Origin of the sequence: Pantoea sp. QMID4 (assembly GCF_030270445.1) — a bacterium.
In the GTDB taxonomy this organism is placed as follows: domain Bacteria; phylum Pseudomonadota; class Gammaproteobacteria; order Enterobacterales; family Enterobacteriaceae; genus Pantoea; species Pantoea vagans.
In genome coordinates, this window is the sequence record NZ_BSXL01000001.1 from 145524 (window position 1) to 158567 (window position 13044).

The window sequence follows — 13044 nt, forward strand, 5'->3', positions numbered from 1 at the left end:
AATGAGGCCAGCGTTAAGTGGAGAGGTGTGAGCAGCCGGACAGCGTCAGGAAGTGGTTTTGCGGCGGCGCTTTTTCTCAGGTAACAGCTGTGTTACCTGGCTTTCAACCCAGCCATCATCCAGACGGGTGCGCAGCAGGTCGCCGCTCTGCAGCTGTTCGGTTTTCTTCACCACTTGTCCGGTGGTGTCGGTGGTCACGCTAAAACCACGCGCCAGCGTCGCCAGCGGGCTGACACCCTCGAGCTGTGCGACCCGCTGACCAAACTGCTGTTTATTACTGCTCAGCTGTGTTGCCATGCCCTGCTGCAGGCGATAGTGCCAGCTTTGCAGCTGTTTTTGCGCCTGGAACAGACGCTGCTGCGGCTGTTGAGCGTTGAGCCGATGCGCCAGGCGATCATGCTGACGTGTGGCATAACGAAGGCGGGTTTCCATCGCTTCACCCAGACGCTGCTGCAGGCGGAACAGGGCGGTCTGCTGACGGGCCAGACGCAGTTGTGGATGCTGCTGCTGCAGGCGATGCTCAAGACGCGTGTAAAGCCGCTGCTGGCGCGCCAGATAGTAATCCATCGCCATTTCCAGCCGCTGCTGCTGCGACTGCAACTGGCGCAGCAGTTCCAGCTGGTTCCGGCTGACAATTTCTGCGGCTGCTGAAGGGGTAGGGGCGCGTAAATCGGCGACGAAGTCAGCAATGGTGACATCCGTTTCATGACCGACGGCGCTGACGATAGGAATGCGGCTGGCAAAAATGGCGCGCGCTACGCGTTCGTCGTTAAAGCTCCATAAATCTTCCAGCGAACCGCCGCCGCGCCCGACGATTAACACATCGCACTCGTTACGCAGATTGGCAATTTCAATCGCCCGGACGATAGCGGCTGGCGCATCAACGCCCTGTACCACGGTCGGGTAGATGACCACAGGCAGGGAGGGATCACGGCGATGCAGCACGCGTAACACATCATGCAGCGCTGCGCCGGTGGAGGAGGTGATGACCCCGACCTGACGCGCCGGTTCCGGTAGCGGTTGCTTATGCTGCGGCTCAAATAAGCCTTCGCTCGCCAGCTTTGCTTTCAGCAGTTCAAACTGCTGTTGCAGCAGGCCTTCACCCGCCGGATGCATGCTTTCAGCAATCAGCTGATAGTCACCACGGGGCTCATAGAGCGTGATGTTGGCGCGAACCAGCACCTGCTGACCATGCTGTGGACGGAAGGTGACGCGACGGTTGCTGTTGCGGAACATGGCGCAGCGAACCTGAGCGCCATCATCTTTCAGCGTGAAGTACCAGTGACCGGAAGCCGGTTGGGTAAAGTTGGAGATCTCAGCGCTGATCCAGACCAGGCCCATCTCTTTCTCCAGCAGCTGACGCACTGTCGTATTGAGACGGCTGACGGTAAAAATATTGGCGGTAGAGGGCAGCGACATGTGACGAAGATCAAATTCCAAATCAGCAGGTTAATTCATCGATACTACAGGGCTGTCAGTGCGGATCAAGAGTTTTTCGTAAATAATGCTGGAGGCAATCGATTACGGCCTGTATAATGCCGCGGCAATATTTTATCTAATCTCAATCACCCGAGGTGGAGTATTGCCATGTTAAGAATCGCTAAAGAAGCACTCACTTTTGACGACGTTCTGCTCGTTCCTGCTCACTCCACCGTCCTTCCCAATACGGCCGATCTCAGCACTCAGCTGACCAAAAATATCCGTTTAAACATTCCTATGCTCTCCGCTGCCATGGATACCGTGACCGAAGCGGGTCTGGCGATTGCGCTGGCACAGGAAGGCGGCCTTGGCTTCATCCATAAAAACATGTCGATTGAGCGCCAGGCAGACGAAGTACGCAAGGTGAAGAAACATGAGAGCGGCGTCGTTACCGATCCGCAGACCGTGCTGCCAACCACTCCGCTGGCTGACGTTAAAGCGCTGACCGAGCGCAACGGCTTTGCGGGCTACCCGGTTGTTAACCGCGACAACGAACTGGTCGGTATCATCACTGGTCGCGACGTACGCTTTGTGACAGACCTTACTCAGCCAGTCTCTGCCGTCATGACCCCGAAAGATCGTCTGGTGACGGTGAAAGAGGGCGAAGCACGCGACGTCGTGCTGCAGAAAATGCATGAAAAGCGCGTTGAGAAAGCGCTGGTGGTGGATGACAGCTTCCATCTGCTGGGCATGATTACCGTTAAAGACTTCCAGAAAGCCGAACGTAAACCTAATGCCTGTAAAGATGCGCAGGGTCGTCTGCGCGTGGGTGCAGCGGTGGGTGCCGGTGCCGGTAACGAAGAGCGTATCGATGCGCTGGTTGCAGCGGGCGTTGACGTGCTGCTGATCGACTCTTCTCACGGCCACTCTGAAGGTGTCCTGTCACGTATCCGTGAAACCCGTGCCAAATATCCTGACCTTGAAATCGTCGGCGGCAATGTTGCTACCGGCGCAGGCGCACTGGCGCTGGTTACGGCAGGCGTCAGCGCTGTTAAAGTGGGTATCGGTCCTGGCTCTATCTGTACGACCCGTATCGTGACCGGCGTGGGCGTTCCGCAGATTACTGCCGTTTCTGACGCCGTGACCGCGCTGGAAGGTACCGGTATTCCGGTTATTGCCGATGGTGGTATTCGTTTCTCCGGTGATATCGCCAAAGCGATTGCCGCAGGTGCCTCCTGTGTGATGGTCGGTTCGATGCTGGCGGGGACCGAAGAGTCACCGGGCGAGATCGAACTCTATCAGGGTCGTTCATTCAAATCCTATCGCGGTATGGGTTCACTGGGCGCGATGTCCAAAGGCTCTTCTGACCGTTACTTCCAGACTGATAACGCCGCTGACAAACTGGTGCCGGAAGGCATCGAAGGCCGTGTTGCCTATAAAGGCCGTCTGAAAGAGATTGTACATCAGCAGATGGGCGGCCTGCGTTCGTGCATGGGCCTGACCGGTTGCCCGACCATTGACGACCTGCGCACCAAAGCGGAATTCGTCCGCATCAGCGGCGCAGGCATCAATGAGAGCCATGTGCATGATGTGACCATCACCAAAGAGTCACCAAACTACCGCATGGGTTCATAATCCCGATTTCCCGCCCGGCTTCAGCCGGGCGCTTTTATTGATCAAGTCACCGTTCTGGAAACCCCTCAATGACGACGGAAAATATCCATAAGCACCGCATTCTGATTCTCGATTTCGGCTCACAATATACTCAGCTGGTTGCCCGCCGCGTGCGCGAGCTTGGCGTTTACTGTGAACTCTGGGCATGGGATGTCACCGAAGAGCAGATCCGCCAGTTCAACCCAAGCGGCATCATCCTTTCCGGCGGCCCGGAAAGCACTACCGAACTGAACAGCCCGCGTGCACCTGACTATGTCTTCAGCGCGGGCGTACCGGTACTGGGCGTCTGCTACGGTATGCAGACCATGGCGATGCAGCTGGGTGGCACCGTTTCAGGATCAAATGAGCGCGAGTTCGGTTATGCGCAGGTCGAAGTCACGACGCCAAGCGCGCTGGTTCGCGACATCGAAGATGCGATCAGCGCCGCCGGTAAACCGCTGCTGGATGTCTGGATGAGCCACGGCGACAAAGTCACGGCGATCCCGGCTGACTTCGTGACGGTTGCCAGCACAGAAAGCTGTCCGTTCGCCATCATGGCTAACGAAGAGAAGCGTTTCTACGGCGTGCAGTTCCACCCGGAAGTGACCCACACCCGGCAGGGGCTGCGGATGCTCGAGCGTTTCATCATCGACATCTGTGAATGCGAAGCCCTGTGGACGCCAGCCAAAATCATTGAAGATGCCGTTGAGCGCCTGCGTGAGCAGGTGGGTAATGACAAAGTGATCCTCGGTCTGTCAGGTGGCGTGGACTCCTCTGTAACGGCAATGCTGCTGCATCGCGCCATTGGCGACCGTCTGACCTGCGTATTCGTGGATAACGGCCTGCTGCGTCTGAACGAAGCACAGCAGGTGATGGATATGTTTGGCGACCACTTTGGTCTGAACATCATCCATGTACCGGCTGAAATGCGCTTCCTGAATGCGCTGGCGGGTATTGATGAGCCTGAAGCCAAGCGTAAAACCATTGGTCGCGTCTTTGTAGAAGTGTTCGACGAAGAAGCGCTTAAGCTGCAGGATGTGAAGTGGCTGGCGCAGGGCACCATCTATCCGGACGTGATTGAATCGGCGGCCTCTGCCACCGGTAAAGCACACGTCATCAAGTCGCACCACAACGTCGGTGGCCTGCCGAAAGAGATGAAGATGGGCCTGGTTGAGCCGCTGAAAGAGCTGTTCAAAGACGAAGTGCGCAAGATTGGTCTGGAGCTGGGCCTGCCGTACGATATGCTGTATCGCCATCCGTTCCCGGGTCCGGGTCTGGGCGTGCGCGTGCTGGGCGAAGTGAAGAAAGAGTATTGCGACCTGCTGCGTCGTGCCGATGCTATTTTCATCGAAGAGCTGCACAAAGCGGATCTCTATAACAAAGTCAGTCAGGCGTTCACCGTCTTCCTGCCGGTTCGTTCGGTCGGCGTGATGGGTGATGGCCGTAAGTATGACTGGGTTGTCTCACTGCGTGCGGTGGAAACCATCGACTTTATGACCGCACACTGGGCGCACCTGCCGTATGATTTCCTGGGCCGCGTTTCTAACCGCATTATCAATGAAGTCGACGGCATTTCCCGCGTCGTGTATGACATCAGCGGTAAGCCACCAGCGACGATTGAGTGGGAATAAACCGGCCTCAGCCGCTTAAACCCTGATGCTTAAAAAGCCTGCTTTCAGCGGGCTTTTTATTCCTTCAACCTCTCACAACTCCACCGTTTTAACCTTTCACCACATCCGCTGACGCTGCTGTCGGTTTTCTGTTCACATTGCCGCGAATTACGCTATTCTCCATGCAGTAAAAGCTGCACTTCACTTCAGCTGTGTCCCGCTTTCACCGATCTATCCCAACGCTGCCGCTTACTGAAGCACCTGCTCATCAGGCGTTTCGTGATTTTTACGTCACCTGGAATGTTGTCATGCTCTCACTGAAAATGTTCAGCCTGTTTTTTGTTGCCGTACTGCTGTTATCGCTCGGAGCCAGCATTGCGCAGGCAACGCGTCACGGCGAAAGTTCAGAGTCAGGTGGCTGGGCGACTGCCCGGCGTGATTCGGCTGGCATAGCGCCCGATCCGCGCGCTTTATATAGCCTGGCTATCGTGCAGGTCTATGCCGCGCCGACTTATGGCTGGAAAGGGCGGGTGGCGGTGCATCCCTGGATCATCTTCAAGCGTGCGGGTGAAACGCGCTACACGCGCTATGAAGTGATTAGCTGGGGCAGCGGCGACAAGGTCCGCCGCAACACCAACCTGCCGGATGGCTACTGGTATGGCGCAAAACCACGGCTGCTGGTGGAACATCGCGGACCGGAAGCTGAAGCAATGATTCCGCAGATAGAAGCCGCCATTAAATCGTATCCGTGGCCGACAACCTACCGTGCCTGGCCAGGACCGAACAGCAACACTTTCCTGGCACACATTGGCCGCGAAGTACCCGCCCTGAGGCTTGATCTTCCCGCCAATGCGCTGGGCAAAGATTACCGGCCACTATGGCGTCCTGTCGGATTGCCGCCATCCGGGCGCGGTGTGCAGGTGTCGATTCTGGGCGTGGCAGGCGTGACACTGGGTGCAGAAGAGGGATTTGAAATGAACCTGCTGGGTCTGAATATGGGACTCGATTTTTCGCCGTTCCGGCTTCGGCTGCCGTTTATTGGCGGTCTGGGCAACGACAATCTTCAGCAGGACAAGCCCTGACAATATGGCCCCGTCAGGGGCCGTTTTGCCTCAGCACACGCCAAAGTCACCTTCTTCGTGATAGAGGTTGACACTCTCTGCCTTCACTTCGATCTCTTTCTTCGCCGCATCATCAACGCGTGCGCACCACAGGGTGTCGCCTTCCACGCGCAACACCTGCATTTTAGGACCGCCGGTTTTCGACTGAACAAAATCCTCTGCTTTAAACATTCCTGCCTCCGTTATTGAATGCGACTCCGGCCAGACTCTGGCTGGCACGGTTCATTTTTTGCGTGACGTTTTCCAGTTTATACCCTGTCTGTTTTACTGCGAGAAAAAGTCTCCGCATGCTGAGCCATATTAAGAAATATGCATTGAGTTGTCAGTTGACAACTCGCTCACCTGGCGTCAGCATAGGGGCACATATGGCAAGGAAGCGGCATCCCGGTAAAGAGATAGAGATGGTGTTACGTTACGCCGAATCCCACGGCTGGCTGGTGGTTACCGGAGGCCATCATGCCTGGGGCAAAATGTACTGCCCGAAAAATCTGTTGATGTGCCGATGCGGGGATTTCTGTCTGACCTGTATCTGGAGCTCATCGAAAAATGTACATCACCATGCCCGTGCGCTGCGGCGCGTGGTCGATAACTGTCACTATCTGAAGTCCTGATACAGCACAAGGAGAGGCATATGGAATATTGTTTTACGCTGCGGTTCAGCCTGCCGGACGGACATGCGCCGATGGATGAGATGCTGGAAACGCTGGCAGCAGCAGGCTGTGACGATGCGCTGATCGGTCTGGGGATGCCTGGACGAATTGCACTGGCGTTCACCCGGGAGTCTGACTCTGCAACGGACGTATTAAAGCAGGCGGAAGAAGATGTACTGCGCGCGATACCGGGCGCCATGCTGGTGGAAGCAGCACCCGATTTTGTGGGCCTGACAGATGTGGCAGAGATCATCGGCATGACGCGACAGAATATGCGCAAGCTGATGCTCAGCCACCGCCCGCCGTTTCCGCTGCCGGTGCATGACGGTAAAACCGCCATCTGGCACTTAGCGGATGTACTGGAATGGCTGAGCCAGCGCGGTAATTATACGCTGCCTGCGGCGACCCGTGAGCTGGCACAGGTGACGCGACAGCGCAATCTTAACGGGTCGCTGCAACGTTACGGCCTTCGCAGCTAATCAGTGCGGCAGCAGGAATATTGTTGCCAGCCCCAGGAAGATAAAGAAGCCACCGGTATCGGTCAGCGCGGTGATCAACACGCTGGAGCCGACGGCCGGATCGCGCTTCATTTTGGTCATCACCAGCGGCACCAGCACGCCCATCAGCGCGGCCAGCAGCAGGTTCAGCGCCATGGCCAGCATCATGACGCCGCCGAGCGCCATATTGTCGTACATCAGCCAGGTAATGCCGCCCATGATGCCGCCCCAGAACAGGCCGTTGATCAGCGCCACGCCAAGCTCACGGACGATCAGGAAAGAGAAGTTACCCGGTTCAACCTGATGTAAGGCCAGCGCCCGCACAATCATGGTGATGGTCTGGTTACCGGTGTTGCCGCCGATACCCGCGACAATTGGCATCAGGGTCGCCAGCGCGACGATCTGCGAAATCGTCCCTTCAAACAACCCGATAACGCGCGAGGCGACAAAGGCGGTACAGAGATTAATTGCCAGCCAGGCCCAGCGTTTACGCACCGATTTACGCACCGGCGCGAAAACATCCTCTTCCTGACTGATACCGCCCATTTTACGGATGTTGCTTTCGTTTTCGGCATTCACCAGGTCGATGATGTCTTCAATGGTGACACGGCCAATCAGTTTGCCTTTTGCGTCAGTGACGGCGGCAGAGATCAGGTTATAACGCTCAAAGGCGCTGGCGGCGTCTTCGGCCTTATCGTTGAGCTGGAAGGTGGTCGGGCGCGCATTCATGACGTCGCTCACCAGGGTTTTAGGTTTGTTAAGCAGGATATCGGTCAGCATCAGCTCGCCCAGCAGCTGATTCTCTTTATTGGTGATAAACAGCTTATCGGTGCCGCCTGGCATGTCTTTACGCTTACGCAGAAAACGCTGCACCGTTGCCAGCGTGACATCGTCGCGCACCGTCAGGATATTGAAATCCATTACCCGGCCAACGCGGTCACGATCGAGCTGTACCATATCAAGCATGCGGGCACGCAGAGCAGGCTCCACGGTTGCCAGCAGGCGTCCGGTCAGGTCACGCGGCAGATAACGCGCCAGCCAGACCTGGTCGTCGATATCCAGCGGCTGGATAGCACGCAGAATATCGCGATCGCTCATCTCCTCGGTGAGGCTGGCCCAGACCGTTTCAGAGGCTTCAACCAGTACGTGGCCGCGCCGCTCATTCGGCACCAGCCGCCACAGCGCCTGACGCTCCTCTTCGGGCAGGGCTTCGAGAATATCTGCGAGGTCAGCGGCATGCAGTTGCAGAATGTCCTGTTCCAGCGCATCACGCTGGGCCGCATTTTCACGTTGCTGTTCAGGATTGAGATCGCCGGATTTCTCCAGCAGAGCATCAACCAGATCGTGCTCGTTGAGCAGCAGCGTCAGAATGCGATGACGTATTTCACTTAAACGTTGAGAGTGAGAGGCAGACACAATGAGATCCCTTTAGTCTGAAAGCACCAGCACGAAGTGTAGCGTTTCGCCTGAAAAAGGGATGCAAAAAAGAGTCCAGTTGTCTGGATAACATTTACTTTTAAGGCGTCTTTCAGGCGAAAAGTCAGTATTCGTTAGCGCGTATCACCTGATGTAACGGTAACCGGTTCAGGAATCGCTTTCTGTTGCTGGTGATGCTCGAAAGCAGCGGGCAGGATAAATATCAGGCGACTAAAGAGAATGATAAAACTGATCAGCAGCACAATACGGGTCATGGTGCCGGTTTTTTGACGTCTTCGGGGAGAAATAGCGCTGTTCACGCGGGGTGGTTCCTGTAATGACCCCATCAGGGGCGACTGCAATATTTAGTCACAGTCGCCTGATGAAATCAATCGCTGTTGAAAAAAACAGCAGATAAAGATCAGTAACTCGCTTTTTGCGCCAGCAGCGTAGCAAAGCGGCAGGTAATGCGGTTGCCATTTTCATCTTTGCGATGAAGCTGGCCGGGATGTTCGTTGTACTTCACGATGTGCCAGTTGCGGTAATAGTGGCTCAACTCGCCCGACTTAAAAGCAAAGGAGAAATCAGCCGGGCAGGGCATATCTTCCGTGTTCATCGCCGCCACGATCAGGTTGTAACCATCCCTGACCGTACAGGCCTGCATGTCAGCAATCAGCTGTGGAATGGTCTGCGGTTGCAGAAACATCATCACTACGGTCGACAGCACAAAGTTAAAGCCGCCATTGAAGCGCGTGTTGTTGAGGTCGCGCTGTTCAGTATGGATCCCGCTGATATTTTCCCGGGCAATAATATCCTGCAGGCGCGCCAGACTTTGCGAATTATGGTCCCATGCCGTGACGTTAAAGCCGTGCTGGTTCAGAAACAGCGTATTGCGTCCCACGCCACAGCCCAGATCCAGCGCCTTGCCGACGTTGAGCTGAGGCAGAGCCGCAACCACTTCAGAGTGGGGCGGCGTCAGACCATAGGTTTCGGCAAAATAGTTTTCGCCTGAAAGTGGTGAAGTTGGTTGTGTCATATTCATCAATTCAGTTAAACGGGCGCCAGGCGCCCGGGTTGTCAGGCTTCTTCTTCAAGAATCAGCTTCCATCCTGTGACATCGTTCCAGTAAACCTGCTCACGTTCCAGATCGAGCTGAACCAGGTTGTTCTGGGTGAAATAGCCCGCCGGGAAAATCAGCGTCCAGTGACCGTCATCGCATTTCAGGGTTAACGCATCCGGACGCGTAGTGGCCTGGCGCTGATTGTTCAGCAGGGTACCCAGGCGCAGCAGGAAAATCAGCGGCACAAACTGCTTTTTCTTAAACAGCGTAACGCGCGGCAACTCGTCGAGCTTCACTGCTTTGCGGTGGAATCTGACCAGCGCCGCCAGCAACATCTGCTGATCCTGATTGAAGCCCGGCAGGTTGGTATTTTGCAGAATATAGGCGGAATGACGTTGCAGGGCACTGTGATTAATCGTCAGGCCCACTTCGTGCAGCATCGCCGCCCACTTCAGCAGGGCGGCCAGTTGCGGATTGGCCAGTTTCGGGTTCTGCTCGCTCCACTGCAGATAAAGCTGCTCGGTGGTGTCCAGCACGCGGCGCGCCTGATCGCTGTCGATGGCGTAATGATTCGCCAGACTTTGTGCTGTACGGCTGCGAATATCCTGATGGCGGAAACGGCCCTCCATCTCATAGAGCACGCCTTCACGCAGCGCACCGTCGGAAAGACGCAGCTCGCGAATCGCCAGCGCATCAAAGACGCCACACAGAATCGCCAGACCGGGTACAAACACCCCTTTGCGTTCCTCTGACAGGCCCGGCAGGCTGAGGGCCGCAAAGGATTTGTGCTTCATCACCTCGTCATAGAGCTTGTCGAGGCGCTCAGGCGTAATCAGCTTCTCTTTCTCATCCATTGCCTGCAGCACTTCGCAGGCGGCCTTGATGGTGCCGGACGCACCCAGCGCATATTGCCAGCCATGCAGCCGATATTGCCACGCCAGCGTTTCCAGCTTCTGCGCAGCCGCTAAGCGGGCGCGACGGAAGTTTTCACGACTGATTTCGCCTTTCGGGAAATAGAGCTGGGCGAAACTGACGCAACCCATGCGGCGGCTCTCAACCAGTTGTGGTTCAAAATCCTCGCCAATCACCAGCTCGGTGGAGCCGCCGCCGATGTCAATCACCAGCTTACGGCCTTTCTCCGGCTGCGTGTGTTCAACACCCATAAAGATCAGACGCGCCTCTTCATGGCCTGAAATCACCTCGATCGGATAGGGGATCACCTCAGCTGCCCTCTGCAGGAAGGTTTCGGCGTTGACCGCCTCGCGCAGCGTATGGGTGCCGACAATCGTCACGTTGCTGGGACTGAACCCCTGCAGGCGCTCGGCGAACAGGGCCAGACAGGCTAATCCCCGCTCCATTGCCTCTTCGCTGAGGTTGTGTTGAGCATCCAGCCCGTCAGCCAGATGGACGCGCTGTTTAAGGCGGCCCAGTACCTGCATCGCACCATCGACGACCCGCGCAATCACCATATGGAAACTGTTCGAGCCCAGGTCAATCGCCGCAAACTCCTGGGGTTTTGGCGTACTTTTATGAGAAATTGGCATAGGATTTATTCAGGTTGTTCCAGTTTCTTGATGTAATCATAGATAGCCAGCTGCGAGCGCACTTTACGACGGTTGCCGCGCTGGACGTAATGGTTACTCAACTCTTTATCGACGATGCGGGCTTTCACCGTATCACTCAACTGAATAGCAATAATGTCGAGTATGCGCTGCCGGATGTGGGGATCGAGAATCGCCACGGCCACTTCGATGCGGTAATCGATGTTACGTGTCATCCAGTCAGCGGAGGAGAGGAACACCTTCTTATCGCTGCCATTCTCGAAAATATAGACGCGATCGTGTTCCAGATAACGGTCAACAATACTGATGACACGAATATTTTCACTGATCCCTGGCAGGTCCGGGATTAGTGAGCACATTCCGCGCACCAGAAGATTAACCTTCACCCCTACGCTGGAGGCTGTATAAAGCCGATCTACCAGACCTTTGTCCACCAGATTGTTGATTTTCAGAGTAATGCCGCAGGGCTTATTCTGCTGTGCATTGGCAATTTCGGTGTCGATCAGTTCATACAGCATCCGGCGCGAGTTCTGTGGCGACACCATCAGGTGATCGAACGTCACGGGCCGGTAAGGATTCTCAATAAAGTTGAACACCCGGCGTACTTCATTGGTAATGCGCGCATCCGCGGTCAGCAATGAGTAATCGGTATAAAGCCGTGCGGTTTTCTCGTTAAAGTTGCCGGTACCGATATGCGCGTAGCGCACAATCTCTTCGCCTTCGCGGCGTGAGATCAGGAACAGCTTGGCGTGGATCTTCAGGCCAGGTGCAGAGAAAATCACATGTACGCCCGCTTCGGTCAGACGTTTCGCCCAATAGATGTTGGCTTCTTCATCAAAGCGTGCCTGCAGCTCAACGACCACCGTGACTTTTTTACCGTTATAGGCGGCATGGATCATCGCATCCATGATGCGCGAGTGTTTAGCGACGCGGTAGATGTTGATTTTGATCGCCAGCACGCTGGGGTCAAACGACGCCTGACGCAGCAGTTCCAGCACGTGTTCAAAGGTGTGGTAAGGATAGTAAAGCAGCACGTCGCGGTCGCGTATCGCATCAAAGCCGTTGCGGAAGCCATCAAAACCGATATGGCGAATCTGCGGCAGCGGGCGGTTGACCAGGTTGTTTTTACCTACGTTCGGGAAGCCGATAAAGTCTTTGAAGTTGTGATAGCGGCCGCCCGGCAGTATTGAGTCAAAGTTGGAAATCGAGAGCTTGTGGCATAGCAGCTCAACCATCGCCTCTGGCATGTCGCGCTGATAGACAAACCGCACCGGCTCCGCCGTCAGTCGCTGCTTCAGGCTGGAGGACATCAGTTCCAGCAGGCTCGACTCCATCTCCGTCACCAGATCGTACTCGGCATCACGCGTCATTTTCATTGAATAGGCGTTAAGTGCGTCGTAGTCATAGAAGCCTTTGAAAATATCATCCAGGCAGTAACGTAAGATGTTGTCCAGCAGGATCATTGGCTTGCGACGGCGCGGTGGCTCAGCCGGTAAATTGATGAAGCGCGGCACTTTATCGGACGGGATCTCCAGCAGTGCATAACGAATATCGTCACCACGGATAATCTCTACCGCCAGGTAGGTGTAATCATCTTTAAGGAATTCGGTCAGGTCAGTTTCATGGGTGATCAGAATCGGGGAGATATGCTGACGCAGTTCATGTTTAAAGTAGTGGCGCAGCCATGCCTGCTGATTGGGCGACAGCTGGCGTTCATTGATCAGGAAGATCTGGTTACGTGCCATCTCCAGCAGCAGATCGTTATAAAGTGCGTCGAACTCCTGATCGGACTTCATCACCCGCTGCTGAATTTTCTTAAACAGATGGCGTGGCGTACTGGCGGAACCCTGCTCTTCACCAATCAGAATGCGGCGTTTGAGGTCGGCGAAACGCACTTTATAGAATTCGTCGAGATTGTTGGAGTAGATGCCCAGAAAGCGCATCCGCTCAATCAGTGGATTGCTTTTATCTGCTGCTTCCTGCAAAACCCGTTCATTAAAGGATAACCAGCTTAACTCTTTTTCTATATAAAGCTTTACCTGACCCATTCTCACTC

Annotated in this window: 12 protein-coding genes; 5 read left to right on the top strand and 7 right to left on the bottom strand. The window is 55.4% G+C overall.

What is annotated here, in order from left to right; genetic code table 11:
• Positions 1-45: 45 nt before the first annotated feature.
• The gene (gene xseA, locus QSK07_RS00675) at positions 46-1419 is read right to left on the bottom strand and encodes an exodeoxyribonuclease VII large subunit (RefSeq protein ID WP_285720590.1); all 1374 of its coding nucleotides are present in this window, start codon (positions 1417-1419) and stop codon (positions 46-48) included.
• A gap of 168 nt (positions 1420-1587) precedes the next feature.
• Between xseA and guaB the strand changes: the two genes are divergently transcribed.
• The 3 genes from guaB (at position 1588) to QSK07_RS00690 (ending at position 5764) form a co-directional block, all read left to right on the top strand.
• Positions 1588-3054 carry an IMP dehydrogenase gene (gene guaB / locus QSK07_RS00680; RefSeq protein WP_285720188.1) on the top strand — a complete coding sequence of 489 codons (1467 nt, stop codon included), beginning with the start codon at positions 1588-1590 and terminating at the stop codon, positions 3052-3054.
• Between the two features lie 68 nt (positions 3055-3122).
• On the top strand, positions 3123-4703 hold the full coding sequence (gene guaA / locus QSK07_RS00685; protein ID WP_098052629.1) for a glutamine-hydrolyzing GMP synthase: 1581 nt from the start codon (positions 3123-3125) through the stop codon (positions 4701-4703).
• A 287-nt stretch (positions 4704-4990) separates the two neighbouring features.
• A complete protein-coding gene (locus tag QSK07_RS00690) occupies positions 4991-5764 on the top strand; it encodes a DUF3750 domain-containing protein (protein ID WP_098052630.1) in 774 nt (257 codons plus the stop codon).
• Between the two features lie 30 nt (positions 5765-5794).
• Here QSK07_RS00690 and QSK07_RS00695 read toward each other — a convergent pair whose 3' ends face one another.
• The gene (locus QSK07_RS00695) at positions 5795-5974 is read right to left on the bottom strand and encodes a GDFGVC terminal motif YodC-like protein (RefSeq protein ID WP_022624131.1); all 180 of its coding nucleotides are present in this window, start codon (positions 5972-5974) and stop codon (positions 5795-5797) included.
• Between the two features lie 194 nt (positions 5975-6168).
• Between QSK07_RS00695 and QSK07_RS00700 the strand changes: the two genes are divergently transcribed.
• The gene (locus tag QSK07_RS00700) at positions 6169-6414 is read left to right on the top strand and encodes a hypothetical protein (RefSeq protein ID WP_285720189.1); all 246 of its coding nucleotides are present in this window, start codon (positions 6169-6171) and stop codon (positions 6412-6414) included.
• A 20-nt stretch (positions 6415-6434) separates the two neighbouring features.
• On the top strand, positions 6435-6932 hold the full coding sequence (locus QSK07_RS00705; protein WP_285720190.1) for a helix-turn-helix transcriptional regulator: 498 nt from the start codon (positions 6435-6437) through the stop codon (positions 6930-6932).
• Here QSK07_RS00705 and mgtE read toward each other — a convergent pair whose 3' ends face one another.
• From mgtE to ppk1, 5 genes are all read right to left on the bottom strand, one after another.
• Positions 6933-8366 carry a magnesium transporter gene (gene mgtE / locus QSK07_RS00710; RefSeq protein ID WP_033783872.1) on the bottom strand — a complete coding sequence of 478 codons (1434 nt, stop codon included), beginning with the start codon at positions 8364-8366 and terminating at the stop codon, positions 6933-6935.
• Between the two features lie 134 nt (positions 8367-8500).
• On the bottom strand, positions 8501-8686 hold the full coding sequence (locus tag QSK07_RS00715; RefSeq protein WP_013358709.1) for a YfgG family protein: 186 nt from the start codon (positions 8684-8686) through the stop codon (positions 8501-8503).
• 101 nt (positions 8687-8787) lie between these two features.
• Positions 8788-9402 (bottom strand): tellurite resistance methyltransferase TehB, encoded by a 615-nt coding sequence (tehB, locus tag QSK07_RS00720; protein ID WP_285720191.1) that lies wholly within the window; start codon positions 9400-9402, stop codon positions 8788-8790.
• A gap of 41 nt (positions 9403-9443) precedes the next feature.
• Positions 9444-10970: an exopolyphosphatase gene (gene ppx / locus QSK07_RS00725; RefSeq protein ID WP_033733511.1), complete on the bottom strand. Its 1527-nt coding sequence runs from the start codon at positions 10968-10970 to the stop codon at positions 9444-9446.
• A gap of 5 nt (positions 10971-10975) precedes the next feature.
• On the bottom strand, positions 10976-13036 hold the full coding sequence (gene ppk1, locus QSK07_RS00730) for a polyphosphate kinase 1 (RefSeq protein ID WP_285720192.1): 2061 nt from the start codon (positions 13034-13036) through the stop codon (positions 10976-10978).
• Positions 13037-13044: the final 8 nt, after the last annotated feature.

What these genes read in the sequence shown, in the direction of transcription:
- QSK07_RS00695 (WP_022624131.1), bottom strand. Translation starts at nt 5,974, where the DNA reads ATGTTTAAAGCAGAGGATTTTGTTCAGTCGAAAACCGGCGGTCCTAAA.
- ppk1 (WP_285720192.1), bottom strand. Translation starts at nt 13,036, where the DNA reads ATGGGTCAGGTAAAGCTTTATATAGAAAAAGAGTTAAGCTGGTTATCC.
- QSK07_RS00700 (WP_285720189.1), top strand. Translation starts at nt 6,169, where the DNA reads ATGGCAAGGAAGCGGCATCCCGGTAAAGAGATAGAGATGGTGTTACGT.
- tehB (WP_285720191.1), bottom strand. Translation starts at nt 9,402, where the DNA reads ATGACACAACCAACTTCACCACTTTCAGGCGAAAACTATTTTGCCGAA.
- guaB (WP_285720188.1), top strand. Translation starts at nt 1,588, where the DNA reads ATGTTAAGAATCGCTAAAGAAGCACTCACTTTTGACGACGTTCTGCTC.
- xseA (WP_285720590.1), bottom strand. Translation starts at nt 1,419, where the DNA reads ATGTCGCTGCCCTCTACCGCCAATATTTTTACCGTCAGCCGTCTCAAT.
- ppx (WP_033733511.1), bottom strand. Translation starts at nt 10,970, where the DNA reads ATGCCAATTTCTCATAAAAGTACGCCAAAACCCCAGGAGTTTGCGGCG.
- QSK07_RS00690 (WP_098052630.1), top strand. Translation starts at nt 4,991, where the DNA reads ATGCTCTCACTGAAAATGTTCAGCCTGTTTTTTGTTGCCGTACTGCTG.
- guaA (WP_098052629.1), top strand. Translation starts at nt 3,123, where the DNA reads ATGACGACGGAAAATATCCATAAGCACCGCATTCTGATTCTCGATTTC.
- QSK07_RS00705 (WP_285720190.1), top strand. Translation starts at nt 6,435, where the DNA reads ATGGAATATTGTTTTACGCTGCGGTTCAGCCTGCCGGACGGACATGCG.